The sequence below is a fragment of the Leclercia sp. UBA5958 genome, from assembly GCF_002430365.1.
In the GTDB taxonomy this organism is placed as follows: Bacteria; Pseudomonadota; Gammaproteobacteria; order Enterobacterales; family Enterobacteriaceae; genus Enterobacter; species Enterobacter pneumoniae.
The window spans coordinates 412135-437718 of record NZ_DJCE01000011.1 but is presented as its reverse complement, the minus strand read 5'-3'; the positions used below and the strand labels follow the sequence as shown (position 1 = coordinate 437718).

Sequence of the window (25584 nt, the reverse complement as noted above, 5' to 3'; positions counted from 1 at the left end):
GGGTCAAGCCTGCCGTTTTTTTTATGTCCCGCTTGCCTGCAGATTGAGGCGGGTGAGAAAACCTTTTATCCCTTCCCGTGCCAACAGCAATGCCAGACGTTCTTGCTCATCTGCCGTCATCTTCTCTAGCGCATCGGTAATTTGCCGTAAAACAGCAGTGGGTCTGTTATCACCATATGGAGGGATACTTTCCGCCAGTTGGTAGAGCGCTTGACGTTTACGGATCGCCGGAATATTCATGATGTGTTTACGCACCTGAGCATCAATATAGACCAGGCGAGCGCGTCCACCTTTGACCCCGTTAATCCCTTCTGTTTTCCAGCCGTTTTTACGTATCCAGCGATTCACGGTCTGCCTGGCGACACCCAGACTATCCGCCAGCTCCTCGGTGGTCATTTTGCTGCGTAAGCTTTTCATAAGCGTTTAATCACGTATCCCTAAGCGTTGTAACAATCCCGAGATCCCTTCCCGGAGTAATAAAGAGGAGAGCTGTTTCTGCTCTTTTGGCGTCATCTCATTTGCCAGCGTCAGGAGCAGGGCAGAGAGCGAGTTGTCTCCGGCTATTTCTGGTAAGGTCGCGGCGTCGGGTGCCCTGCGTGCGCTGCGGATAAAATCGCGAACTTTATCGTTCACATGCACCAGGCGTGCTTTTCCACCTTGTACGCCAGGCTTTGGCGACGTTGCCCAGCCCTCTTTGCGCACCCATTTATTGATGGTTTGTCGACTGTAGCCAGTGAGTCGGGCCAACTCCTCCGGCGTCATTCTTTCCTTGATCATGCCATTTCCAGAGAATTACCAGGGTTAATTGAGGTTTCATCTTATAGCATCATTTAACGTCAAAACGTGACAAGTATAACTACAGGGTGCGAGTCTCCTCGCAATGTGGTTCATTTGCCTGATTTTTCGGCGATCAATCACTGACGGCTGAATTTGCCGTTGACACTCCGCAGCGGAATTCATATGATGCCGCCCGTCAACACGACAAGCTTTACGTATGGGGCTATAGCTCAGCTGGGAGAGCGCCTGCATGGCATGCAGGAGGTCAGCGGTTCGATCCCGCTTAGCTCCACCAATTTCTGAACCCAACAGAGTGAGGTTCGTATAAGCAACGCGTTGGGGCTATAGCTCAGCTGGGAGAGCGCCTGCATGGCATGCAGGAGGTCAGCGGTTCGATCCCGCTTAGCTCCACCAAAATTTAGACCCCCGTCGAAAGACGGGGGTTTTTTTATGCCTATGTAACATCTATTCGCACTTTTTGTTGCCAGAAATAATGCTTTCTATACCTTGACTCAATCTATATCAATAAACAGGTCTCTAAATAGACTTGAACTTGATTCGCGCAATTAATAAACCTATTATCCATCCGGTCAATGAGGCAAACGGTTAATAGATTATTTAATTTGATGAACAGAAAAGCTTACAATAATGTAAAGATATTTATAACAGCGCTGACGCTATGTCTGATTACTGTGCCCTTTTCCCGATATCTTTCTCCGCGCGCTATGGTAAATGGTCATGATGTCTATTTAGCATGGCTACCGTTAAGCGTTATGCTGGCGGTTATACTGTTATTTGGTCGTCGGGCGGTTATTCCTGTTCTTTTAAGTTTTATTGCTACTAACATATTAAGCGTAAGTTTAGCACCGCTACAACATGCTGTATTATTGTTTTGTCAGACTTTTTCGGTGTTTGCCGTCTGTGGCATGATGCGTCTCATGCTAGGCAAGCGCTGGCGCTACCGCGTGCCCAACAAATATGTCGGGTTACGTATTTTCTGGCTCGGTTTTATGGTGCCGATAGGTATCAAATTATCGATGTACCTTGCTGGTTATCTATTTCTTTTCCCGGTAACAATATCGACATTTTTCGGCGAGGGAACGGCAATATATAACGTTGTGGACATTCAGAGCCTGATTTGTGCGGCGTTAATTTTTACCATGATGTTCTATTATCCGTTAAGAATGATAATTAATCCCCGCTACGCCAGAACGTTCTGGCTACAGAGCGTGAAGCCCGTCTTTTTTCACAAGAAATCGTTATATATCGTCATCTGGTTACTGCTTTTAATTCTCATTATCGCCATTTTATGTGCTCCCGTAGAGTCACCCATCATTGCGGGATATCTAATGCCGATTATTTTTATCCTCTTTACGTTAGGTATTAGTCGCCTGAGCTATGCGCTTATATCGCTGTTCTGGGCTGCAACCGCGCTCCTGCTGTTAACCTACAATTACAACTTTCTTACAGGGGTCGAGTCGGGCCATTCTCTCTCCTTCATCCTTTCTGTACTGATCTCTTTTGCGATCTGTTTACTCTACATGTCGAAGATCTACCAGCGAAGTGAATGGCTTAAGCAGGGTTGGCAGGAGAGGGCGCTTACCGATCCGCTTACCGGTTTACCTAACATTCGCGCACTGGAAGACTTTCTACAAATCCACCCTGGCGCGAAACTCTGTTGCCTGCGCATGGATAATCTCGAGTTTCTAAGTCGCCATTACGGCATTCTTATGCGGGTTCATTGCAAACGCAGGATCACCGCATCGTTACAGCCGTTACTGCAAAAGGACGAGACGCTATTCCAGCTACCCGGAAGTGAGCTGGTACTGGCGTTGCTGGGGCCGGGGACGGCCGAGCGACTGCAGCATATGGTCGACCGACTCAACAGCCGTAAAATTGTCTGGAACAACACCGGGCTGGATATTGAATTTGGCGCCTCGTGGGGAGAGGTTGAGAATGGTGAACATCTGCATCATACGCTGGGGCAACTGAGCTGGCTGGCTGAGCAATCCTGCGCCGCGCATAATGTGCTGGCGCTCACCAACAGGATTGAAGATGCCTCCGGCCAAACCACCGACAGGGTATTGCTGCTGGGCCGCATTAAACGCGCTCTTGAAGAGGGGGGCTTACATCTTTACGCCCAGGCGATACGGGATGCTGAGGGGAAAGGTTACTATGAAATTCTCTCACGTCTGGAGAGTGAAGGTGAGATTATCACCCCCGATCGCTTCATTCCGCTGATTGCCCAATTTAACCTGAGCCATCGCTTTGATCTTAACGTCGTTGAGAATCTGCTCATTTGGCTACGCCAGCACCCCGTGACGGATGCCGGGACACGGTTTTCCGTCAATCTGCTGCCGATGACGCTGATGCAGCAAGAGGTGGCAGCAGAGATCATCGGCCTCTTTGAGCGTTACGGGGTGGCCCCGCAGACCGTCGTCATCGAGATAACCGAAGAGCAGGCTTTTTCGAACTCTGGAAGCAGCATCAAAAATATCCAGCAGCTCAGGGACTACGGTTTCCGCATTGCGATTGATGACTTTGGGTCAGGTTACGCCAACTATGAGCGTCTTAAGCGCCTGGAGGCAGACATCATTAAGATCGATGGCTGTTTTGTGAAAGATATCTGTACCGACAATATGGATGCCATGATTGTGCAATCTATTTGCAATCTGGCAAAAACGAAAGCGCTCTCTGTGGTAGCTGAATATGTGGAAACGCCTGAGCAGCGCGACATGCTGCTGCGTTTCGGTGTGGACTATCTTCAGGGCTATTTGATAGGCAAACCGATGCCTTTAGCGGAATTACAGGGATAAAAAAACCGGGAGCATTTGCTCCCGGTTGCTTTTACAGCGTCGTATTACAGAACCAGTGCTGCGATAGAAGCAGACAGGACGCTAACCAGCGTAGAGCCGTACACCAGCTTCAGACCGAAGCGAGAAACCACGTTACCCTGCTCTTCGTTCAGGCCTTTAATCGCGCCCGCGATAATACCGATAGAAGAGAAGTTAGCGAAGGAGACCAGGAATACAGACAGGATGCCTTCCGCGCGCGGCGACAGAGTGCCCGCGATCTTTTGCAGGTCCATCATGGCAACGAATTCGTTAGAGACCAGTTTGGTGGCCATAATACTGCCAACCTGAAGCGCTTCGCTTGCCGGAACACCCATCACCCATGCAACCGGGTAGAAGATATAACCCAGAATTCCCTGGAAGGAGATGCCCAGTACCGCAGCAAACAGGGCATTCAGTGCGGAGATCAGGGCAATGAAGCCGATCAGCATCGCAGCAACGATAATCGCAACTTTAAAACCAGCCAGGATGTATTCACCCAGCATTTCGAAGAAGCTCTGACCTTCGTGCAGATTTGCCATCTGCAGGTTCTCTTCACTCTCATCCACGCGGTACGGGTTGATCAGTGACAGAACAATGAAGGTGCTGAACATGTTCAGAACCAGCGCCGCAACCACGAATTTCGGTTCCAGCATTGTCATATATGCGCCCACGATAGACATGGATACAGTCGACATTGCGGTTGCCGCCATGGTGTACATGCGGTTACGGGACATCTTGCCGAGGATATCTTTATAGGCGATAAAGTTCTCAGACTGACCCAGGATCAGCGAGCTGACGGCGTTGAAAGATTCCAGTTTGCCCATGCCATTGACTTTGGACAGTACTGTACCGATAGCGCGGATCACAATGGGCAGAATGCGAATGTGCTGCAGAATACCGATCAGCGCAGAGATGAAGACTATAGGGCACAGAACTTTCAGGAAGAAGAATGCCAGACCTTCATCATTCATTTTACCGAATACGAAGTTGGTCCCTTCATTTGCGAATCCGAGCAGTTTTTCAAACATTTCGGAGAAGCCTTTCACGAAGCCAAGACCCACGTCGGAGTTCAGGAAGAACCAGGCGAGTAAAACTTCAATAACGAGTAACTGTACAACATAGCGAATGCGGATTTTTTTGCGGTCATGGCTGACCAGCAACGCAAGCGCTGTAACGACAACGAGTGCCAGGACAAAATGAAGGACGCGGTCCATATTTGCTCCAAATATGAGGCAGGTTTAATTTCCGTGCACATTCTATGTAACAACAGTAAAGAAAACGAGATCAAAGCCACACTATAGTCACGTCCTGTGACGAGACTCAAAAATAGTGACACACCATACAATTTTGTTATGTTATGTAAATGAGTTAAAAGTTAAGTTCGTGTGCTACGCTTCACAAATATGGGCGCATTCAATCTGCGCTACGTCTATTTTTATTTTCCAGCCCGATCATTGTTCTTAGCTATCACAGTCATCAATACAACCATCGCAAATGAACTTGATAATCATTCGCATTTTGATAGCATTAAACATAGCAAAGGCTATATTTTAGAGGCAGAGATGACGAACAGTCGCGTTGAGAGTAGCAGCGGCCGCGCAGCACGCAAGATGCGTTTCGCATTAATGGGACCTGCGTTCATCGCTGCGATTGGTTATATCGATCCGGGTAACTTTGCGACCAATATTCAGGCCGGCGCCAGCTTCGGTTATAAATTGCTGTGGGTGGTGGTCTGGGCGAATCTGATGGCAATGTTGATTCAGGTGCTGTCGGCCAAACTGGGTATCGCAACCGGGAAAAATCTGGCGGAGCAGATCCGCGACCACTACCCGCGTCCGCTGGTCTGGTTTTATTGGGTGCAGGCAGAAATCATCGCCATGGCCACTGACCTGGCAGAATTCATTGGCGCGGCCATCGGCTTTAAGTTGATTCTTGGGATTTCACTGTTGCAGGGCGCGGTCTTAACGGGTATCGCCACTTTCCTGATTTTGATGCTTCAACGACGTGGGCAAAAACCACTTGAGCTGGTCATTGGCGGCCTGCTGCTATTTGTGGCGGCGGCCTACATTGTCGAGCTGGTCTTCTCGCAGCCGGACTTTGTGCAGTTAACGAAGGGGATGGCCATTCCGAGCCTGCCGACATCGGAAGCGGTATTCCTCGCCGCCGGGGTTCTGGGGGCGACCATTATGCCGCACGTCATTTATTTGCACTCTTCTTTAACCCAGCATCTGCATCAGGGATCGCCAAAGGAGCAGTATTCCGCAACGAAATGGGATGTGGCGCTCGCAATGACCATCGCCGGTTTTGTTAACCTGGCCATGATGGCTACTGCAGCAGCGGCCTTTCATTTTAATGGCCATACCGGGATTGCCGATCTCGATCAGGCCTATCTGACCCTTGAACCGCTGTTAAGCCACGCTGCCGCCACGATTTTCGGCCTGAGCCTGGTGGCTGCCGGGCTCTCCTCTACGGTCGTTGGCACGCTGGCAGGGCAGGTTGTTATGCAGGGGTTTGTGCGCTTTCATATTCCACTGTGGGTACGCCGTACCATTACGATGATGCCTTCATTCATTGTGATTCTGATGGGGCTCGATCCGACGCGGATTCTGGTCATGAGCCAGGTGCTGCTGAGCTTTGGTATTGCGCTGGCGCTGGTGCCCTTGCTGATTTTTACCAGTGACAAATCCCTGATGGGTGAGCTCGTCAACTCGAAAATGGTGAAGCGAATCGGATGGGCGATCGTCGTGGTAGTGGTTGCGCTTAACCTCTGGTTGCTTATCGGGACAGCGCTGGGGTTATAAACATGGAGTGATAAAAAAAAGGAGCCGGTAGGCTCCTTTTTCGTATTAGTGGTGATGTCCGTGACCATGGCCATGGCCGCGACCACGACCTCCGCGATGATCATCCCGGTCTCTCCAGCCTTCACGGTAGCCGCGCTCATAAGCTTTACGCTTATCCCAGCCACGATGATAGCCATTATCATGTTTACGCCAGTGGTTGCCGCGCCATTCATAATGGCGATGCCAGTAGCCGCGGTCACGCCAGCCACCGCCGTCCCAGTAGTTACCGTAATTATCGCGATCGCCAATTTGTAATTTAATCGATGGCAACAGGGTGATTTCGCCAGCATTAGCAACCAGCGGTGCTGAAGCCAGTAAAACTGCGGCCAGAATCAGGGACCTGAACATTGTTATTCTCCTTCACGATCGGGGCCGAAGCCGGCCTGTTAACGCAATTTTACGGGGCTGTGAAGCCGCGTTTAATGCGCGTAACTCCGAAATGAGAAGGTGAAGCACGATTTGCTAAAAATACTGCTATTTTGCGCTGTCCAGAATCGCTTCGATTTCACTCAACTCTTCAGCAGCAAAATGGCGGTTCGCCAGCATGCCTACCGCATCTTCAATCTGTGCTGTCTTACTGGCACCTATCAGCATTGAGGTGACGGCACGATTTCTCAGCACCCAGGCGAGTGCCATTTGCGACAACTTCTGACCTCGGCGTTCGGCTATCGCATTCAGCATCCGCACTTTTTTCAGCGTCTCTTCTGTGAGCTGATCCGGATTGAGGAAACGGCTGCCGCTTGCGGCGCGGGAATCGGCCGGTATGCCATTCAGATAGCGGTCGGTTAATTGCCCACCCGCCAGCGGCGAGAAGGCAATGCAGCCCACGCCATTTTCTTGCAGCAACTCAAGCAGGCCAGCTTCCGGTGCGCGCTCGAACATTGAGTATTTCGGCTGGTGGATAAGGCAGGGGGTGCCTAAGTCATTCAGAATCTCAATGGCCTGGCGTGCAAGTTCGGCCGGGTAGTTGGACAGCCCGACGTACAGGGCTTTCCCCTGGCGGACAATATGGTCAAGCGCTTTCATCGTCTCTTGCAGCGGCGTTTCGGGATCGGGGCGATGGTGGTAGAAGATATCCACATATTCCAGACCCATGCGTTTCAGGCTCTGATCAAGGCTGGCAATAAGGTACTTGCGCGAGCCCCAGTCGCCGTAGGGACCCTCCCACATGGTGTATCCCGCTTTGCTGGAGATAATTAGCTCATCGCGATAGGGCAGGAAATCCTCCTGCAAAATACGTCCAAAGTTACGTTCAGCGGAGCCCGGTGGCGGGCCGTAGTTATTGGCCAGGTCAAAGTGCGTAATGCCCAAATCGAAGGCGCGCTGTAATAGTTGACGGCTGTTCTCGATCAGGGTGGTGTCACCAAAGTTATGCCATAGGCCAAGCGAGATGGCGGGCATTTTAAGGCCACTGCTTCCGCATCGCTGATACGTCATTGACTGGTAACGGTTTTTATCCGCCTGATAAACCATAGGTACGTCCTCTGAGCCGGAAATAAAGATGAGTGTATACGTTTACACAATAAACGAGATCGGCAGATTACAGCGCGAAAATTTGTAAAGCATTCTTTCCATAACCTCATTGTTTGTGTTTCTGGACACCCATCACGCTTCTTCAATACTCAAATTGAAGTCATCATAATAAGGACACCTGCTATGCGTACCCCCTACTGCGTCGCTGATTATTTACTGGATCGTCTTACTGATTGTGGCGTAGACCACCTGTTTGGCGTGCCTGGCGACTATAACCTGCAGTTTCTTGATCACGTCATCGACAGCCCCGATATCGGTTGGGTGGGCTGTGCCAATGAGCTGAATGCGGCTTATGCCGCCGACGGCTACGCGCGTTGTAAAGGCTTCGCTGCTCTTCTGACCACCTTTGGCGTGGGGGAGCTCAGCGCCATTAACGGCGTAGCGGGCAGCTTTGCAGAACATGTACCGGTTCTGCATATTGTGGGTGCGCCTGGCAGCGCATCTCAGAAAAAGGGGGAGTTGCTCCATCACACCCTTGGTGACGGCGAGTTCCGTCATTTTTACCATATGAGTGAATCCATTACGGTGGCGCAGGCGCTGCTCACCGAACAAAACGCCTGCTATGAAATCGACAGGGTGCTGATTGCCATGCTGCGCGAGCGCCGTCCCGGCTATCTGATGCTGCCTGCCGATGTGGCAAAAAAACCTGCCACGCCGCCTGTAAACGCTCTCATCGATGAGCGGTATGAGAGCGACGGTTTCCGCCTCGAAGCCTTCCGCCAGGCCGCGGAACAACGTCTGGCGATGAGCGAACGTACCGCGCTGCTGGCTGACTTCCTGGTATTGCGTTATGGCCTGCAAAAACAGCTTCAGCAGTGGGTCTGCGAAACGCCTATCGCTCATGCCACTATGCTGATGGGGAAAGGGATATTCGATGAACGTAAACCGGGTTTTTACGGTACATACAGCGGTTCTGCCAGCAGCGCGGCGGTAAGCGAAGCCATTGAAGGCGCAGACACCGTGATCTGCGTAGGGACACGTTTTACCGACACCCTGACGGCGGGCTTTACGCACACGCTCACGCAGCAACAAACTATCGAGGTGCAGCCGCACGCGTCACGCGTGGGCGACACCTGGTTTACCGGCATCCCCATGACGCAGGCCATTGAGGTGCTGCATCGCTTGTGCCGGGAACAGAGTGATGGCAGAAATCTGCCGAAACGGCCTATCCCTTCGACGGCGATGCACCACGGCAGCCTGACGCAGGATAGTTTCTGGAAAACCCTGCAAACCTTCATTCGCCCCGGGGATATTATTTTGGCCGACCAGGGGACCTCTGCGTTTGGGGCCATAGATCTCTGCCTGCCGAACGAGGTGAATTTTATTGTCCAGCCTATCTGGGGGTCGATCGGCTACACGCTCGCCGCCGCCTTTGGCGCTCAGACGGCGTGTCCGGATCGCAGAGTGATTGCCATTACCGGTGATGGCGCCGCGCAGCTGACTATTCAGGAGCTGGGGTCGATGCTGCGTGATAACCAGCATCCTCTCATTCTGGTGCTGAACAACGAAGGGTATACGGTCGAGCGCGCCATTCACGGTCCCGAACAACGCTATAACGATATTGCCCTGTGGGACTGGACCAAAATTCCCCAGGCGCTCAGCCTGGATTGTCAGGCTGAGTGCTGGCGAGTGAGTGAAACGGTCCAACTCGCCGAGGTGCTGGAGAAGGTGGCTCACAGCGAGCGGCTTTCGCTAATTGAGGTGATGTTACCGAAGCATGATATTCCGCCGTTATTGGGTGCTATCACCCGTGCGCTCGAGGCGCGTAATAACGCCTGATTAGCGATCTCTACGCCCGACGATCATCATCGGTCTGCCCGCCAGCAACAGCCAGGCGGGCAGCATGACGATGCAGAGTAACGGCATCAGGTTAAGATCCGGCACCACCACCGCAGCCATAAACAGGCTCAGCCACGCATCCCGCGTCACCACCAGCACCAGCCCCAGAATCGAACATGAAACGGTAATCGCCGCCGGCACTGCTTCGACGTGTTCGTGCAGCATCAGCCCCAGCGCCGCGCCGATAAACACGGCCGGGAAGATACGCCCGCCGCGGAAGCCGCACGCGGCCGCGACCACTAAGGCTGCCAGTTTAATCAGGGCAAACAGCAGATAATCGCTGACGCTGAAGACCTGACTAAAGGCCATCTGCTGCATCTCATCCAGTCCCTTAAATAAGGTTATCGGTCCGCCGATAGCGCCAAGGATCCCCAGCAGCAAACCGCCTGCGCCCAGAATCAACACCGGGTTTTTCAGGCGGTGCATAACCCTGTGCAGACGCGGCAGACACCAGACCGCCACCATGCCCAGAGCAATGGCGATGGCCGCAACCACCGCGCCGCTGAAGAGATCGACTAGCTGCATCTGCCCATAGTGCGCAATGGGCAGGGAGAAGTGGGGATGGTAAAAGAGGCTGGTGGTAAGCGCGCCGGCAGCAGCCGCTAACAGTGGGGCAAACAGACGATCCCAGAGGGGGAGATCATTATTACCGCTCAGGGTTTGCGAGAAAATTAGCGCGGCAGCGACAGGGGTGCCAAACAGTGCGCCAATGGTGCCGGCAGAGGCCAGGATCGTCCAGTCGAGCGCATCCACGCGTGGGAAAGTCCGTGCCCCAATGGCCACGGCCAGCGCAATATTGACTGCCATCACCGGGTGTTCCGGCCCCAGGCTCACGCCACCCGCCAGGCCAATAATCAGGGCGATAATTAACCCTGGCAGTACGCTACCATTCACCGGTGCACCGATCAGAGGTTCGGTGGCCGGATCGGGCCCGGCATGGCCAGGACTGTAGCGCACCACCAGACCGACGGCAATCCCCGTGAGGGTCAGCATCACCAGCGTCCAGACGGGAGAGTCAAAGCGCAAGCCCATGGCGGCAGGCAGCGTTTTCCACAGGAAAGCCTGTAAAACGGAAGCGACCTTCATAATAACGATCAGGATCAGACTGGATGCCACGCCAATAATTAACGCCGGGGGGGCCAGCAACAGCATGGTTCTGGCTCGCGGATGGAGCATGATGATTTCCTTGTAGAAAATGACACGCGTTACTTTGCACAATCAGTTTGTATCTCATAGTGCAATTGGTGCTGAAACGGTAAAGTTATTCTGTGACGTAGATCGATAATCCTGGGGCACTTTCACCCAGGCCGTTGTTGTTACGGTGCCTTGAATTTAGAGTGTGCCAAAGAGTTATTTTGACTTTAGCGGAGCAGTAGAAGAATGACAAAGTATGCTTTGGTAGGTGATGTGGGGGGGACGAATGCGCGTCTGGCATTATGTGATGTCAGTAACGGGGAGATTTCCCGCGCGAAGACCTATTCCGGGCTGGATTATCCCAGCCTGGAAGCCGTGGTGCGCGTCTATCTGACGGAGCACAACGTCAGCGTCGAGGATGGCTGTATCGCCATTGCCTGCCCTATCACGGGTGACTGGGTGGCCATGACCAACCACACCTGGGCCTTTTCCATCGAAGAGATGAAAAACAACCTGGGTTTTGCGCATCTGGAAATTATTAACGACTTCACCGCGGTATCGATGGCGATCCCGATGTTAACGCCAGAGCATCTTATCCAGTTCGGCGGCACGCAGCCGGTTGAAGGCAAACCGATTGCCGTTTATGGCGCAGGCACCGGCTTAGGGGTATCGCACCTGGTGCACGTCGATAAGCGCTGGGTAAGCCTTCCGGGCGAAGGGGGCCACGTCGATTTCGCGCCGAACAGCGAAGAAGAGGGCATTATCCTTGAAGAGCTGCGAGCAGAGATTGGCCACGTGTCGGCAGAGCGCGTCCTCTCGGGGCCTGGGCTGGTGAATCTCTACCGTGCGATTGTCAAATCAGATGGCCGCCTGCCGGAAAATCTGCAGCCGAAAGATGTTACTAAACGCGCACTGGAAGATACCTGTATTGATAGCCGTCGGGCGCTGTCGCTGTTCTGCGTCATTATGGGGCGTTTCGGCGGTAACCTGGCGTTGAACCTTGGCACCTTTGGCGGGGTGTACATCGCTGGCGGCATCGTACCGCGTTTTCTGGAATTCTTTAAAGCGTCCGGCTTCCGTGGCGGCTTTGAAGATAAAGGTCGCTTCAAAGCTTACGTACAGGATATCCCTGTGTTCCTGATCGTCCACGATAACCCCGGTCTGCTGGGGGCGGGCGCCCATCTGCGCCAGACGCTGGGTCAGGTACTGTAACGTCCTCTCCCGGTGGCTGTCAGGTCACCGGGACATCTCCCCTACAAGTGCATAAGCTGGCGAAACTCTTTCACCTTGCTACGGCTGACCGGCACCTGAAAATCGAGATCTTTCAGACGCAAAATATAGGTATTGTTAAACCAGGGCTCAATCTCGCGGATCTTGTTCAGATTGACACAAAATGAGCGATGGCAGCGGAAAAAGCGACTGGCCGGCAGCTTGCTACAAAACTCGGTAATGTTCATTGGCATGACAAAGGAGTCGCGCCGCGTGTAGACAAAGGTCATCTTTTCATGGGCTTCCGCATAGTAGATATCGTCCATCGGCGTCACGATGATGCGTTCGTCTTTGATCAGATTGATGGTGTCATTTTCACGCGGGGCAGGGGAGGCAACGCTCTGCCCGCTGCCCGATTGCTGTTGTGCCCAGGCCTGCTCCAGCTTTTGCAGCATGCTGACGATGCGCGACTCCTGGTAAGGCTTCAGAATATAGTCAAACGCTTCCAGTTCGAAGGCCTCAACCGCATGCTCCTTCCAGGCCGTGACAAACACAATGTAGGGCTTGCTGGCAAACTGGCTGATGTTTTGTGCCAGCAATACGCCATCCAGCGACGGGATGTTAATGTCGAGAAAAATGGCATCGACCCGGTTATGTTGCAGGAATTTTAAAACGTCCAGCCCGTCGTCAAAGGTCCCGACGATCTCCATCTGACTATGCGCTTTAATTAGCCAGCTTAGCTCCTGCTGGGCGAGTATCTCATCTTCCACAATGATGACTTTCATGCTAACTCCGGACTAAGGTAATAACAGCGTCTGGGCATGAACGGCTGAGCGTTCATTTGGGACATAAAACGCGATCTCGGTGCCCGGTTCAAGGCGGCGGATGTGTAGCCCCTCTCCGTAGAGGAGTTTCACCCGGTGATGCACGTTAAGCAGGCCAATTTTGTTGCCGGGCATTTCATTCGCTTCAACCCGCTCAACTACCTTCGGATCGATACCGTGTCCGGTGTCCCGCACCGATACGCGCACCCGATTACCGCACTCGGCAATACTGATGGTGACCACTCCTTTCCCTTTGCAGGGCTGGATGCCATGCACAATCGCGTTTTCCACCAGTGGCTGGATCAGCAGGCTGGGAATTACACAGTTTACCTCTTCATCAATGTCGTATATCACCGTCAATTTATCGCCGAAGCGAGCCTGCTCAATCGCGATGTAATCTTTAATCTGATACAGCTCTTTTTTGATATCGATCTGCTCATCGTCTTTCAGCTCAATGTTGTAGCGCAAATAGCGGGACAAATTAAAAATCAGCTGGCGCGCCGTATCCGGATTAAGGCGGATCGAAGAAGAGATGGCATTCAGCGCGTTAAACAGAAAGTGGGGGTTAATCTTACTCTGTAACGCACGCAGTTCAGCCTTATTGGCCATTTCTCGTAGCTGCTCGGCGCGGGAGACTTCCAGCTGTGTGGAGATAATTTGCGATAACCCCACGGCCATCTCCTGGAGCGAGGAGGTGATCTGGTGCGCATGGCAGTAGTAAATTTTCAGCGTGCCGGTGACCACCCCTTTTTCCCATAAGGGGATCACCAGCATCGAGTGAATTTCCGGCGTACGGTAGGCCTCATCGTTATTTTTGATGATGATCTTGCCGTAATTGATGGCCTGACGCGTAGTCGGGCTCACGTTGTCGTCATTGTCGCGATAGTTATCTTCCCCGACACCCACATAGGCCAGCACGCGGTCAATATTGGTAATGGCAACGGCATCCGCATGAATATCGCGGCGGATGATGTCGCACACCTGACGCAGAGATTCGGCGTTGATATGGCGAAACAGCGGTAGCGTTTTGTTGGCAATATCCAGAGCCAGCTTGGCCTGGCGGGCGGCGCTGGCCTCTTTTTCCCCTTCCACGCTCTGTACCAGCAGCACAATAAAGCCAACGCAGACGCTGCCGAGGATCATCGGCACACCGATTTTCGACACGATATCCAGGCCCAGTGCAATGGTGGGTGCCCAGACAACCACCAGGATCATGGTCAGGGTTTCGCAGGCCATCCCCGCCAGGATGCCAACTTTCCAGTGCTGTTTTTTCGGGACTTTGCGATTGATCCAGCCCGACAGGATGCCGGCAATAATGCTGGTGATAAAGCAGGGGATCGCCGTGACCCCTCCGATATCAATCAGATAGCGGTGCACCCCGGCGATGAGACCGGTAATAATGCCCACCCAGGGGCCAAACAGGATGCCGCCGGACATCACCGCAATAATGCGTACATTGACCAGCGACCCCTCTACCGGTACGCCGGACCAGGTACTGAACAGCGCAAACATCGAAAAGATGGCGGTAACGGCCAGCAGCTCTTTCGGCGAGTGCGCCGACTTATGGAGCAGTTCGCGGAACAGGCGGATGCGGATTAGAAAGAAAAGGCAAATCAGCATCAATGCCGCACGATCAAAGACCGCCAGCAGCATATTGAATATTTCGTGCACGAGAAAACCTGCAAGACGGGGAAAAAGGCATAATAAAAAACCTGACGCCGAATGACCAGCCATCACTCAGAATTATCAAATGAGGAAAGTCCATACAATCCAAAGGGGATAGGACGTAACGGGAAGCTGCTTCGCCAAAGAGAGGGACGTTTAAACCTGAGGGTAAAATGTTTGATATCATCATGTTAACAAAAAAGCATGTTTCAAGAACTTGCGGTCGTTTTAGTTCCTGTTTTCTCTCTGGCACTGTTCCCGTTTTCTGGCCGACGACTTTTTTCACTCAGCCTCTCGACAAGCTGTTTTTTTTCAGGCTATTTTCTCTACATGCCACAAACGTGGCAGCGTCGCTCGGACGGTCCGGGCGCTCACGTTAATCGAGGAATCTATGGCTGACTCCAGTCCTGAACGCCGCTTTACGCGTATTGATCGTCTCCCCCCTTATGTTTTTAACATCACTGCTGAGCTGAAAATGGCTGCGCGTCGGCGCGGCGAAGACATTATCGATTTCAGTATGGGTAACCCGGACGGTGCGACCCCACCCCATATCGTTGAAAAACTCTGCACCGTAGCGCAACGCCCGGATACGCACGGTTACTCGACCTCCCGCGGTATTCCTCGCCTGCGCCGCGCTATCTCCCGCTGGTATCAGGATCGTTATAACGTTGACATCGACCCTGAAAGCGAAGCTATCGTCACTATCGGCTCTAAAGAGGGGTTGGCGCACCTGATGCTGGCAACGCTGGATCACGGGGATACGGTGCTGGTGCCAAACCCAAGCTACCCTATCCACATTTACGGTGCGGTCATAGCCGGCGCGCAGGTACGCTCAGTGCCGCTGGTAGAAGGCGTCGACTTTTTCAATGAGCTGGAGCGCGCGATTCGCGAAAGCTATCCCAAGCCGAAGATGATGATTCTCGGTTTCCCCTCTAACCCAACCGCGCAGTGCGTTGAGCTCGAGTTTTTTGAGAAGGTCGTAGCGCTGGCTAAGCGCTACGATGTGCTGGTGGTGCATGATCTGGCCTACGCCGATATCGTCTATGACGGCTGGAAAGCGCCTTCCATCATGCAGGTACCCGGTGCTCGCGACGTGGCCGTCGAGTTCTTTACGCTGTCGAAAAGCTACAACATGGCCGGCTGGCGTATCGGATTTATGGTAGGTAATAAAACGCTGGTCAATGCGCTGGCGCGTATTAAAAGCTACCACGACTACGGCACCTTCACCCCATTACAGGTTGCGGCCATCGCTGCGCTGGAGGGGGATCAGCAGTGTGTGCGCGACATTGCCGCACAATATAAACGTCGCCGCGATGTACTGGTGAAGGGGCTGCACGAAGCAGGCTGGATGGTTGAGATGCCAAAAGCGTCTATGTACGTCTGGGCAAAAATCCCTGAACCCTACGCGGCGATGGGATCGCTGGAGTTTGCTAAAAAGCTGCTGCAGGACGCCAAAGTGTGTGTGTCCCCGGGTATTGGCTTCGGCGATTACGGTGACACCCATGTCCGCTTTGCGCTCATCGAAAACAGCGACCGTATCCGCCAGGCGGTGAGGGGCATTAAAGGCATGTTCCGCGCTGATGGGCTATTACCGGCTGCCACAAAAAATACGACGGAACAGGCGGGTTAACCATCCCAAAAAAAAACAGGCGCCAACGGCGCCTGCTTTTTTGACTGCATGTTCTTCGCTCAGATCATCAGGGCAAAGGTACCGGCCCAGACTAAAACAATCACCGACATACCCATAAAGAAATATTTCACGTTCATCGCTCCGCGCATCCACTGACACGCCTTAAAAACAGAGTCCAACTGAGTATAGAGAGGTGAAGTCAGGGCAAAGCGGAAATAAGAATTATCCCCGTAATAGACCCAACACCAGCTCAGAATTCTATGGCATCCCATTGCCAGACGGCGTTAATGTACGCTTAAAAATCAGGGGTGACAAGTGAGATTTTTTTAAATGATTTCCGTTACTTAGGGGTGTCGTGGAACGGCGACAGTTTAATTTCGCCGGGTAATAAATTTCACTTGAGCGAAGTCAAAACGAAACGGTAATGGCGAAGATGCAGATGTCTGAAAAGGTTAGTTTCTTAGTGAAACTAACCTGACGTCAGCATTATAAATAGAGGGACGTTTCGCCTTCAGGGCGGGTTTTAAAGCGGCGATGCACCCATAAATACTGTTCGGGAGCACGCATGATTTCGCGCTCAATGATCTTATTGATATAGCTGGCTGCTTCACTCTCATCTTCCGGGTAGTTTTCCATCACCGGTGTGATAAACAGACGATAGCCAGAGTTATCCTTTTTACGGATCATGGTGACGGTGAGCATGGCCGCTTTTGACAGGCGAGAAATCACAAAGGTGCCGTTAGTGGTCGCGACATCCTTCACGGCAAAGAAGGGGGCAAAGTTACTGCCTTTACGCCCATAATCCTGATCCGGTGCAAACCAGACCGCTTCGCCTTTCTTCAGGGCGCTCACCAGGCCACGCAGGTTATTACGGTTAATCATCGCCTTATTCGAGCGCATACGCCCGCGGGTCTGAACCCACTCCATCAGGGGGCTATTATGTTGACGGTAGGTCGCCATCATCGGCTGGCATAAACCCATGACCCGGCCACCGAGTTCCAGCGACATAAAGTGCACGCCGATGACCATCACGCCACGATTTTTGGCCAGAGCATGCTGCAAATGCTCAAGGCCTTCAACGTCAAACCATTTACGTACTCGCCAGTCAGGCCAGAACCAGGCCATGCCGGTCTCCAGCAAAGCCATGCCGATGGCTTTAAAATTTTCGGCGATCATCTGTTCACGCTCGTTTTCAGATAACGATGGGAAACAGAGCTCCAGATTTCTGCGTGCAATCTTCTCGCGACGTTTCAGAAAACGTCGTGACAGGCTACCCAGTCGGGTGCCAAGCCAACGTATCGCAGGGTAGGGGAGCTGCACGAGCAGCCACAAAACACCCAGACCAAACCACGTTACCCAGTAACGAGGATGCAGAAGTGAGCGTTTGAATTTGCTTTGCGACAAGATAAAACAACCTTTATGGAGGGGATATTGGTAACGCTATTATCACGTTACACCATAATGCTTTTAGAGACAGAGACCAATGGGTGGTATCTGAATAATTCGGAAATTAACCCCGACGCGACTGAAGCACACCAGGCGGCGGCGTAATGTAGCACCCTTGCACTGTACGTGACTAACACTACTTATAGTACGGAAAAAGATAATCTCAAAGAGGTCTGCGCAGTGTGCTTTTTATACGATAAAAACGGGTAAAAAGAAGCTTGCTTTTCGCCGGGATCGTTTAAAAAAGCAGCGAGCAAAACTATTTCGCGAACGTGATCAACGAACAGAGCGATTCTCTAAAGCTCCGGCGCGTCGTTATGCGTATCGCTGTACTTTGCATCAGCGAATGAGAAGTTTTGATAAGTGGGAGAGGCGTAAGCGGTGTGCATTAATGGTGTCCCCTGCAGACATCATGTATTGAGTGTAAGTGCAGGGGATTTATAAGGAAAGTTCTATGTGAAGAAAATTATGCCCGCTGTTATGCCCGCAAAGGGAAATCACGATGCTTTTCTTTGAGGGGGGAGGTGACTGAATTTCCAGTGCTGGTAGTCGGAGTACATCCATCTGGATGATCGACCATATTTGATTGGCTTGGGAAGTTTGCCGGCCTTGATTTGGTCATAGAAGTATTTGGCCGTGTAGCCAGCATCCTCGATCATGAACTTCATGTCAATGAGGGAGTCTTCGCGTAATTCGCGCATGGGTTTTACCTCCGGATTAGAAATCAAACCTGGAAGCCAGGCAAAAAAGAAGCCGCCCGTAGGCGGTAATAACATCAAGGGATTTACGAGGCAGTGCATCCGCACCCAATAGCCGACTCAGTGAATCAGCTATCAGTTGCGTTACAGGGTGAGCAGGTCGAGTTTTTCCAGCAGTGACGAGGTGTCTTCGTCGCTAATCTCTCCCTGGGTATTTAATTCTTCAAGGGCCTTAGCCATTACATCAATCTGCTCACCAGTGAAGAAATCATCACGATAGTCGAACCACGAAGCAGCAACGATCCTCCCTCCCGCCACTTCCATTCCAGCGCCTACAGATGGCTCCTTGCCATCCTCATACTCAACGACGAATGTCATTCTCCCCATAATCTCTCCTCATTCCGCACGCATAGCGCGGGTCGACTCTTTTCTGAATTCACGGTCTAGCTGAGCCTTCCAGACGTTGAGGTTCTTTCTAGCCATTTCCGTCATGCCACCTCCGAGATGGTATTTATTGCGATGGCGGTGACAGCGAATCCATATCCAAATTGCCACCACCCAGAAGATAAGTGGCCATAAAATAACTCCTGCCGAAGCTAGTATTAACACCGACAGAACCAGAGGTATTTCTCGTAACTCTGTGCTGAAGAAGTCATAAAATACGTTGCGAATCGCAATGAAAACGCCTCCGTACATACCGGCTGTGTATGACATACAGTCAAAATAATTGAATGGGTATCCGGCTGCAGCTGCCCAAGTAGGACGATCAATGAAGTGCTTAAACGTCAGCATTGGATTTCTCCTGAAGCATCAGAAAGACCACCATCGCTGCGCGGAGAGGGTTAGCATGCACGTGCCCATCGCCTGAATAAATCATCTGGACATCGTCGCCTGTGGTTCCATCTACTGCGGTGTCGTCAGGTACGCAAAGCCATTCATCATCCGCATTGATGAGACTTATTTTGTGGCCGACGATAATCGGCCATGCGTCTGCCGGGTTGTTGCATGGGTCAAACTCACCAACCATAAATAACCCACTATCGTTTTCACCTTTTACAATTGCACCCTTGAGCCCAAGGTTGTTTGTGTAGCTACCATCGCCGTAATAACATGGAAATCCAACTGAAATTGCCACTCGCTTGTTAATCTCAAAGTCGCTCATCTTGCTGTAATCCATCACACCACCTCATCCACTTTCAGGCCTTCAAATTTAACGGTGGCAGCAAACATGTCAGACGGGTCTCGGAAGAACTCGATTTTGTGAATTCGAAGAATCCCCGTCTTGCCATTGGTAAATTTAATCAGCAGCTTGTCACCACGTTTCGGGACTGGAGCAAATAACACCCCTACGTTGCAGCAGTGTCCGGTTATTGAGAACATCCGCTTTTGGTTAAAGTTACTCAAACCGTGAAGCGCATGGCCCCAGAATTGTTTTGTGTAGTCGAACTCCTGACTATCTTCCCAGGACTCCCTACGCAAAAAAGCCATTAATCTTTGCAGCATCAAATACTCCCTTGTTTCATGCGTAGCTCTTCGTCCTGCTGGCAATCAGCACATCGCTGACATCCCGGCACCTTCTCCTGGCGCAGCTCGGGGATAGCTTCACCGCAATCAACACAGTGCGTTGCTGATACCGCGTTGCGGTTGATGCGGTGAGCAGCTATAGCCTGTTCGCGTAGCATTTCTTCAAGCTCGCTGGCCTGGTCGATGATTTCGGTCATGACTCGACCGCCTTTCTAAGCCAAATAGCAACGGCGCCGTCTTCCGTGTCATGAATAGACCCGACAAACCAACCCTCACCGTTAGGCGCTTCAGGTTGCCAGGATGAGATATCGTAACCATCAACTTCAGGGTCGACATCTTCTTCATCTCGATGCACCACCTTCCATTCGAGACCGTACTTACCAAGCCACTCATTGAATTCATCAGGAGCAATAGACTCTCTGCCATCGCAAAAATCATCATATAGCGGGTGAGTCCAGTAGCCGTATTGGTCACGTTCAACGGGTAAGGCTTTAAATTCTATTGTCATGGTCACTCCTGAAACTGTCGGTTAATCCGGCTGACGGCAAACGCCAGCAATAAAAAGGGAGCCATAAGCTCCCGTGTGATTTGTGCTGTCATGCTTCCTCCCGTTGCGGGTCGAATTTATCCCAGCCATTGCGCTCGATGTTTGTCTGCAGCCGCTTATCACCTACCTCTTCAATGGTGCGGCCGGTAATCTCTGCTACCTCTGCGTTGGTGTGTCGCCACAGCAGCGCGAGCTCTTCGGTTGTCCATTCACGCATGATGAGTCCTCCGGCGCGAGCCAGTGATTTGCGCTTGCTGCGCACTGAGTAGATTGAACGCCCTGTTGCCGCTGCTATCTCTTCCGGGGTAAAGCGACCAAACAGAAACAGCTCAGCCTTTGTCCATGGCCTGCCAGTCATTCGAGATGGAAGAGGGGCGCCAATACGTGATGCCTGAGTTGTTACGGCGCGTTCCGTGCGCTCAAGCTTCTCTGCGATAAGGGGTAGAGGCATTGTTTTGCATACGTCGAGGAGGAATAGGTTTTCCCAGGGCTGCCAGAATTCCGCCATGACTACCTCCACTGCTCGCCAAAAGAGAATCCAATCTCTGCCAACGCCTCATCCATCTTCTCAATGAATTCCGGCACCATTTCGTTAAAGTCGGATATGTACTGCGGATCACGCTCAACAACGACGTGATGAATGCCTTCTCGCTTCATGCGCGGGTCGTAGTTCGCAAAGAACCAGGCATCTTTACCAGTCACCCACATGCTGTATTGCACCTGAGCGATATAGGCAGATTTGATAGCCTCGAAACCGCCGAGGCGGAACTTCATAAAATCGCGAGAGGTAAACGGGCATTTCAGTTCAAGGCCGAAACCGTTGCTGCATAGGCCGTCAGGGGAGCACGCCGTGCGCATGCTCTCGTCACGGAATAGGATTGGAGACTCCGTAACTTTGACGTCAGTGGTGAACTCGAAAAGGGAACGAGCGTCTTCCTCGTACTGCTTTCCCCAGGCCAGCGCCTTGGCGTTAACCTCTGGCGCTACTCCGGTGCATACCTCGGCGAGCAGAGTGTGGAAGTAGGAAATCTTCATGTCTGTCCACTTCTTGCCCGATCTTGGCTTGGATATGACGTTGTGCACTTCTGAGGCAGTGATGACACCGAGGCGCAGCCGGTGCCACGCCTCATCTCCCTGCTGGATAGTGGTTACGTCTATGCCGGTTCGATCCAGTATGATTTCTGGTGTCATGCGGCCGCCTTTTGCTTTAGGAAGCCGAGAGCTTTAACCGCTTCGACCTGAGTGAGCTCGCTTGCTTCACGGATATCGCGACGGAAAATCTTGGAGCAAAGCGGAAGCAGGTCGTCATCCCATGTTTTGTTCATCGAGATGAGGACGTCGTTAATCTCTTTAGTGATGGCCTCGTCAGCAGGGGTTACGTCTCGCTCAGGCTGCCGTTCATTGGAGAAATTGATTCCTTCCTCACCCTCTGTGTTCACGTGGTCAATGGCGGCATCCAGACGTTCGCGGCGCGGCCAGTATTTGGCAGCCTGCTTTACGACCGTCTTGAGGATCATCTGCTCCTCATCTGTCACCCACGGACATTTTTTGCTTCTGTCCTGTTTGTACTTCTTCCATGCCTCCGAACGGTCTCGTATCGCAAAGATAGCGTCGATGCGCATCGTATGTGTCAGGTAGTCTCCATCATCCGTTTTGACGGTAACGTAACCGCCAACAATTTCACCGCGCTGCTCTTCGGTATCGAAGTCGTTGTAGATATGAATCGGAGGCTTATCGAGCCCCTCGCGGCGGAACTGGTCATTTTTGCGGACTATGGCAGACTGGCACCACTTAATAGCGCCAGACTGTTGCGCAATGTGCATCAGGCCCATGTAGCTAATATCGAGGCAGATGGCCCCTTTACGCGGAACAAGATAAGCCAGCTTCTGAGCTGGATTGAGCGAGATACCGATAGCCGCAACGTTGATGATCGCGTTCTGTGTGCTGGTCTGGTTCTGGAATGCAACTTTGGCGAGGTAGTCGTTGTTCTGAAATAGCTGGATGGCAAACTGGCTTTCCTTAGCCCAAACCACCCGCTCGTCAGTGGCCGCCTTAATGAAAAGCGGCTCCTGTTGTTTAACGAAATCAACAAGGGTTAAGCTCATAATCCCTCCTTAGAACGGGCAGCCGGTACGGTGATTCCAGTCGTACTCCGCCTGGGCGTAAGCAACTGCCGAAATGAAATCGTTGTAGGCCTCGCCAGCTTTATCGCTGCGAAGTCCTTCGTATGGGCTGGAGTCAATCGGGACCGTGAAGTGGAAGAGGCCGGACGGCTCTTTTGGCATCATGTCGATGATTTGCTGCGCCCGGCCGTCGATCCACTTCTCTTTCTCGTCGTCGAGCTGCTGCTCAACCCAGCGCCGATCTTCGATTCGGTCGTAAGTGAGGTATGCGTTCATGGTTTCCTCAGTAGTGGATTTTCGCGCAGGGGATCAGGTCATCTTTCAGAGCAGTTAGCACTTCGATAGCCTGCTCGCGGGTTAAACTGGTGTGGCTGGTGAGCGCGTTAACGATGTTGGTGCCTACTGTCTTGCGGTGTTTCACGTCAGCTTCACGTTTTGCCTTCTCATCGGCGATGCGCTTCTCTTCAGCCATGCGGGCTGCTTCCGCCTGTTTTGCTTTCAGGCGCTCAGCCTCAACCGCCACGGCCTTTTCGCGTTCCGCCCGGGCTTCTGCTTCCTGCTTCTCTCGTACCGCACGCTGTTCCGCTTCAATGCGCTGGCGTTCGGCCAGCTCTGCACGCGCTTTCTCTTCGGCTTCACGGCGCGCTGCGGCTTCAATCTCTGCTTTGTGCTTCGCTTCGGCATCGCGGCGGGCCTGTTCTGCCGCTTCCTGCTTCAGCCGTTCGTCACGTTCGCGCTGTACCTGTTCCGCCTGGCGGCGCTGCTCTTCGCGGTCACGGTCAAACTTCTCATTCATCAGCAGGGCCAGTTCGTGGTCTGCTTCGATCTGCGCGGTGCGCTGGCGGTCAAACTCTTCGTTCATCACCAGCGCTTCGGCGTGCATCGCGTTCATGGCTTCTTCAGCCTTAATGCGTTCCTGATCGGCTTCCCATTCGGTGAGTGGGCGACGGGTTGCATCACGTAGCTCGTCACAGGCATCAACGAAACGCTTAATTTCGGCCTCAGCCGGACGCACAGCCTCTTTAAGGCGTTTCAGGTACTCACGTCCTGGCTTTTCGATTGCCGTCTTGCTGCGTGACACCTGCGCCGCCAGAGAAGCGACACGGTCACGACCTTTCTTCGTGGAAAGGTCCGGCACTTCATTTACTGCTTGGCGGATCTGTTCAAGAAAAGCGTCAAGGCCGCCCGATACGTAAAGCACTGGCGCCTGCTCCGGCTTGATTTCGATGACAGTTAAGTCCGTTACTTCGCTCATGGTTTCTCCTGAAATTTGGATGTGCAGATCCCGCCCGCAGAAAGCCAGGCCGATCGGTTGAATAGGGGGTTAGTGCTGGATAGGGTTGCCGTGACCATCCAGAAGGACGTCAATCACGCAGTCACTGAGGCGGATGATTTCTGCATCGGTGTGAAGGTACACCCATTTGCGCTCCTGAATGACTGCTGAGACACGATAGGTGCGGCCTTCATGCAATGCCACCATGCCGGGAGTGACGCACTGGCGAATGATTGGAGTGGTTCCGTAGTGATGAATCATTGCTTCACCTCCACCTGCTCTAGTAAGCCAGCGATGTGCATCTGCCAGCGGTTAAGCGTGAGCCTTTCCCGTGGTGCCGATACTGCAGTCAGCTGCCACTCGTTATCGTTGAGCTTTTTGGCGGTGTACTGCTTGCCGTTGTGGGTGACTTTCATGAAGCCTCCGGAGAAACAACGCCGCTCTTGCTAATGGTGCCCCTGCAGAAAGCAACGCCTTCACAGGGAAAAACCTTTACCTTTTCTCCATCCTTCAGCGTGAAGAGGACAAAAGTGCTCTCTTCAATCGTTAAAGGCCTCTGCACTATCTGGCCGTCTTCCAATTCGATAATCACAGTTGCGTGCTTAATATTCATAATCATCTCCGCCCTTAAGCCGGGCCGCTGAACGTGGGGGAATGCGCTATTGCGCTAAAGCATGGTTAGCGGTGGATGGCCGCCGGTTCATAACTGACCGCACTCGTAAATGCGGTGAGGTATTAGGCATTAAAAAACCCGCCGGAGCGGGTCTGTATGGTGGTATCAGAGTTAGTAGTCGTACTCGTAGGGGTAGTCCTGGTACTGACTCATGTCGTCCTGCGGATGCTCTTCAAATTCTTCTTCCATTGCCTCACCTCAATAAGTTGTTATTAACGCGCTGTGAAATGTGTTGGCGGGGACCTCCAGCTCTTGTCTGGCATGTCGCAGGTTGGACCCTGCGACGCTTTCACGCACATCACCGCGGCGCCACGATGATTAGCTATTAAGCGATGTCCCCATAATTGTTAACGCGCTGTGACCTGACCAGATTTGCGATGGCCAGCTGCGTACAACGCGACGTCAGGCAAGCATGCAGATCCGGAATTCTCTTCTTTGCCGAACATCGACAGCGTAGTGGCTGTATAGATTGCCCGGTCAACCTTGCTCATGCGCTTTGGTTTGTCCTGAGAAGCGCCAGAAGCTGCCTCAGCGCGTCGTTTAGCCATCAGCTCACCACGCTTCAGATAACGCCGTGTAACGCTGTTGGATGCGATTAAAGTGGTCATTCGATATCTCCGTTGGTGCACATCCTTGTGCGGCGATGGTTATCTGTGTTTGCGATCCCACATCCAGTCGCTTACTGTGGACCAGATGGTGAATGCCATTCCGATTGCGAAGGTGGCGATCATGCCGCCGAGAATTGGGTTGGTGATGATTTCTTGCATTTTGAATTCTCCGGTGGTTGCTTTGGTGTTGTGGTGCCTGTGGCCACAGGAGATCGTTTACCCCGTGCTAATAGCAGCTTTCACCACACCCCAAAGCAACTTCCTTTGGTCTCCCACAAGGGCGGGAGAAATTACCCCATCATGTTAAAGAACTGAGACTTCGTTCCGTGTCTCGGTGTTGCGTCCTGCTGATGGGATAAGAATACGGCAGGTATTCCAGTGTGTAAATACCCTGAGTATTTATTTTA

At 52.4% G+C, this 25584-nt stretch carries 31 protein-coding genes and 2 tRNA genes; 7 read left to right on the top strand and 26 right to left on the bottom strand.

Features of this window, described 5'->3' with window-relative positions:
* Positions 1 to 21: 21 nt before the first annotated feature.
* Positions 22 to 417: a YfeC-like transcriptional regulator gene (locus B2Q93_RS17600; protein WP_212478493.1), complete on the bottom strand. Its 396-nt coding sequence runs from the start codon at positions 415 to 417 to the stop codon at positions 22 to 24.
* Positions 418 to 423: 6 nt separating this feature from the next.
* Complete coding sequence (locus B2Q93_RS17595; protein WP_040074598.1) at positions 424 to 777, bottom strand: YfeC-like transcriptional regulator; 354 nt, start codon at positions 775 to 777, stop codon at positions 424 to 426.
* 219 nt (positions 778 to 996) lie between these two features.
* On the opposite strand from B2Q93_RS17595, the gene B2Q93_RS17590 reads away from it, so the two are divergent.
* The 3 genes from B2Q93_RS17590 to B2Q93_RS17580 all read left to right on the top strand — a co-directional run bounded on the left by B2Q93_RS17590 (position 997) and on the right by B2Q93_RS17580 (position 3593).
* Positions 997 to 1072: transfer RNA gene (locus tag B2Q93_RS17590), tRNA-Ala, on the top strand.
* Between the two features lie 43 nt (positions 1073 to 1115).
* A tRNA-Ala gene (locus B2Q93_RS17585) sits at positions 1116 to 1191 on the top strand.
* Positions 1192 to 1403: 212 nt separating this feature from the next.
* Positions 1404 to 3593 carry a sensor domain-containing phosphodiesterase gene (locus B2Q93_RS17580; RefSeq protein WP_286933927.1) on the top strand — a complete coding sequence of 730 codons (2190 nt, stop codon included), beginning with the start codon at positions 1404 to 1406 and terminating at the stop codon, positions 3591 to 3593.
* A 44-nt stretch (positions 3594 to 3637) separates the two neighbouring features.
* Here the strand turns inward: B2Q93_RS17580 and B2Q93_RS17575 are convergent, their stop codons facing one another.
* Positions 3638 to 4825, bottom strand: coding sequence for a NupC/NupG family nucleoside CNT transporter (locus B2Q93_RS17575; RefSeq protein ID WP_046884653.1), 1188 nt, complete (start codon positions 4823 to 4825; stop codon positions 3638 to 3640).
* Positions 4826 to 5173: 348 nt separating this feature from the next.
* On the opposite strand from B2Q93_RS17575, the gene B2Q93_RS17570 reads away from it, so the two are divergent.
* Positions 5174 to 6412 carry an Nramp family divalent metal transporter gene (locus B2Q93_RS17570; RefSeq protein ID WP_046884920.1) on the top strand — a complete coding sequence of 413 codons (1239 nt, stop codon included), beginning with the start codon at positions 5174 to 5176 and terminating at the stop codon, positions 6410 to 6412.
* Positions 6413 to 6457: 45 nt separating this feature from the next.
* On the opposite strand, the gene ypeC is transcribed toward B2Q93_RS17570, so the two are convergent.
* A complete protein-coding gene (ypeC, locus tag B2Q93_RS17565) occupies positions 6458 to 6799 on the bottom strand; it encodes a DUF2502 domain-containing protein YpeC (protein ID WP_046884654.1) in 342 nt (113 codons plus the stop codon).
* 126 nt (positions 6800 to 6925) lie between these two features.
* Entirely contained in the window at positions 6926 to 7924 is a 999-nt protein-coding gene (mgrA, locus tag B2Q93_RS17560; protein ID WP_286933926.1) for an L-glyceraldehyde 3-phosphate reductase, read from the bottom strand.
* 183 nt (positions 7925 to 8107) lie between these two features.
* Here mgrA and ipdC point away from each other — a divergent pair, with 183 nt between their 5' ends.
* Complete coding sequence (ipdC, locus tag B2Q93_RS17555) at positions 8108 to 9763, top strand: indolepyruvate decarboxylase (RefSeq protein WP_286933925.1); 1656 nt, start codon at positions 8108 to 8110, stop codon at positions 9761 to 9763.
* Here the strand turns inward: ipdC and B2Q93_RS17550 are convergent, their stop codons facing one another.
* Entirely contained in the window at positions 9764 to 10999 is a 1236-nt protein-coding gene (locus B2Q93_RS17550; protein WP_286933923.1) for an ion channel protein, read from the bottom strand. It lies immediately after the preceding gene.
* Positions 11000 to 11203: 204 nt separating this feature from the next.
* Between B2Q93_RS17550 and glk the strand changes: the two genes are divergently transcribed.
* Positions 11204 to 12169 carry a glucokinase gene (gene glk / locus B2Q93_RS17545; protein ID WP_212478498.1) on the top strand — a complete coding sequence of 322 codons (966 nt, stop codon included), beginning with the start codon at positions 11204 to 11206 and terminating at the stop codon, positions 12167 to 12169.
* 41 nt (positions 12170 to 12210) lie between these two features.
* Here the strand turns inward: glk and B2Q93_RS17540 are convergent, their stop codons facing one another.
* Positions 12211 to 12951 carry a LytR/AlgR family response regulator transcription factor gene (locus tag B2Q93_RS17540; RefSeq protein WP_040074607.1) on the bottom strand — a complete coding sequence of 247 codons (741 nt, stop codon included), beginning with the start codon at positions 12949 to 12951 and terminating at the stop codon, positions 12211 to 12213.
* Between the two features lie 12 nt (positions 12952 to 12963).
* Positions 12964 to 14661 (bottom strand): sensor histidine kinase, encoded by a 1698-nt coding sequence (locus B2Q93_RS17535; protein WP_046884659.1) that lies wholly within the window; start codon positions 14659 to 14661, stop codon positions 12964 to 12966.
* 385 nt (positions 14662 to 15046) lie between these two features.
* Between B2Q93_RS17535 and alaC the strand changes: the two genes are divergently transcribed.
* Positions 15047 to 16285: an alanine transaminase gene (gene alaC / locus B2Q93_RS17530; RefSeq protein WP_212478500.1), complete on the top strand. Its 1239-nt coding sequence runs from the start codon at positions 15047 to 15049 to the stop codon at positions 16283 to 16285.
* 59 nt (positions 16286 to 16344) lie between these two features.
* Here alaC and ypdK read toward each other — a convergent pair whose 3' ends face one another.
* The 18 genes from ypdK to B2Q93_RS17440 form a co-directional block, all read right to left on the bottom strand.
* Positions 16345 to 16434, bottom strand: coding sequence for a membrane protein YpdK (ypdK, locus tag B2Q93_RS17525; protein ID WP_207292170.1), 90 nt, complete (start codon positions 16432 to 16434; stop codon positions 16345 to 16347).
* 337 nt (positions 16435 to 16771) lie between these two features.
* Positions 16772 to 17692 carry a kdo(2)-lipid IV(A) palmitoleoyltransferase gene (gene lpxP, locus B2Q93_RS17520; protein WP_154298761.1) on the bottom strand — a complete coding sequence of 307 codons (921 nt, stop codon included), beginning with the start codon at positions 17690 to 17692 and terminating at the stop codon, positions 16772 to 16774.
* Positions 17693 to 18228: 536 nt separating this feature from the next.
* A complete protein-coding gene (locus B2Q93_RS17515; RefSeq protein ID WP_286933920.1) occupies positions 18229 to 18432 on the bottom strand; it encodes a helix-turn-helix transcriptional regulator in 204 nt (67 codons plus the stop codon).
* A gap of 141 nt (positions 18433 to 18573) precedes the next feature.
* Positions 18574 to 18816, bottom strand: a complete 243-nt coding sequence (locus B2Q93_RS17510) for a hypothetical protein (protein ID WP_286933919.1) — start codon at positions 18814 to 18816, stop codon at positions 18574 to 18576.
* A gap of 9 nt (positions 18817 to 18825) precedes the next feature.
* Positions 18826 to 19221, bottom strand: a complete 396-nt coding sequence (locus B2Q93_RS17505; protein WP_286933918.1) for a hypothetical protein — start codon at positions 19219 to 19221, stop codon at positions 18826 to 18828.
* A complete protein-coding gene (locus tag B2Q93_RS17500; RefSeq protein ID WP_286933917.1) occupies positions 19208 to 19606 on the bottom strand; it encodes a phage protein NinX family protein in 399 nt (132 codons plus the stop codon). The genes B2Q93_RS17505 and B2Q93_RS17500 overlap by 14 nt, the downstream gene beginning before the upstream one ends.
* The gene (locus B2Q93_RS17495; RefSeq protein WP_286933915.1) at positions 19606 to 19932 is read right to left on the bottom strand and encodes a hypothetical protein; all 327 of its coding nucleotides are present in this window, start codon (positions 19930 to 19932) and stop codon (positions 19606 to 19608) included. The genes B2Q93_RS17500 and B2Q93_RS17495 overlap by 1 nt, the downstream gene beginning before the upstream one ends.
* A complete protein-coding gene (locus B2Q93_RS17490) occupies positions 19932 to 20150 on the bottom strand; it encodes a TraR/DksA family transcriptional regulator (RefSeq protein ID WP_286933914.1) in 219 nt (72 codons plus the stop codon). The genes B2Q93_RS17495 and B2Q93_RS17490 overlap by 1 nt, the downstream gene beginning before the upstream one ends.
* Positions 20147 to 20461 (bottom strand): hypothetical protein, encoded by a 315-nt coding sequence (locus B2Q93_RS17485; RefSeq protein ID WP_286933913.1) that lies wholly within the window; start codon positions 20459 to 20461, stop codon positions 20147 to 20149. Before B2Q93_RS17485 ends, B2Q93_RS17490 begins: the two co-directional genes overlap by 4 nt.
* 88 nt (positions 20462 to 20549) lie before the next feature.
* Positions 20550 to 21008: a hypothetical protein gene (locus tag B2Q93_RS17480; protein ID WP_286934004.1), complete on the bottom strand. Its 459-nt coding sequence runs from the start codon at positions 21006 to 21008 to the stop codon at positions 20550 to 20552.
* Positions 21009 to 21010: 2 nt separating this feature from the next.
* Positions 21011 to 21691, bottom strand: coding sequence for a lambda exonuclease family protein (locus tag B2Q93_RS17475; RefSeq protein ID WP_286933912.1), 681 nt, complete (start codon positions 21689 to 21691; stop codon positions 21011 to 21013).
* Positions 21688 to 22605, bottom strand: coding sequence for a recombinase RecT (locus B2Q93_RS17470; protein WP_286933911.1), 918 nt, complete (start codon positions 22603 to 22605; stop codon positions 21688 to 21690). Before B2Q93_RS17470 ends, B2Q93_RS17475 begins: the two co-directional genes overlap by 4 nt.
* A 9-nt stretch (positions 22606 to 22614) precedes the next feature.
* The gene (gene gamL / locus B2Q93_RS17465; RefSeq protein ID WP_286933910.1) at positions 22615 to 22899 is read right to left on the bottom strand and encodes a host nuclease inhibitor GamL; all 285 of its coding nucleotides are present in this window, start codon (positions 22897 to 22899) and stop codon (positions 22615 to 22617) included.
* 7 nt (positions 22900 to 22906) lie between these two features.
* A complete protein-coding gene (locus B2Q93_RS17460) occupies positions 22907 to 23878 on the bottom strand; it encodes a hypothetical protein (protein WP_286933909.1) in 972 nt (323 codons plus the stop codon).
* A 69-nt stretch (positions 23879 to 23947) separates the two neighbouring features.
* Positions 23948 to 24157 carry a cell division protein FtsZ gene (locus B2Q93_RS17455; protein WP_286933908.1) on the bottom strand — a complete coding sequence of 70 codons (210 nt, stop codon included), beginning with the start codon at positions 24155 to 24157 and terminating at the stop codon, positions 23948 to 23950.
* Positions 24154 to 24312 (bottom strand): hypothetical protein, encoded by a 159-nt coding sequence (locus tag B2Q93_RS17450; protein WP_286933907.1) that lies wholly within the window; start codon positions 24310 to 24312, stop codon positions 24154 to 24156. The genes B2Q93_RS17455 and B2Q93_RS17450 overlap by 4 nt, the downstream gene beginning before the upstream one ends.
* A complete protein-coding gene (locus B2Q93_RS17445; RefSeq protein ID WP_286933906.1) occupies positions 24309 to 24509 on the bottom strand; it encodes a hypothetical protein in 201 nt (66 codons plus the stop codon). The genes B2Q93_RS17450 and B2Q93_RS17445 overlap by 4 nt, the downstream gene beginning before the upstream one ends.
* A gap of 407 nt (positions 24510 to 24916) precedes the next feature.
* On the bottom strand, positions 24917 to 25177 hold the full coding sequence (locus tag B2Q93_RS17440) for a hypothetical protein (protein WP_286933905.1): 261 nt from the start codon (positions 25175 to 25177) through the stop codon (positions 24917 to 24919).
* Positions 25178 to 25584 lie beyond the last annotated feature (407 nt).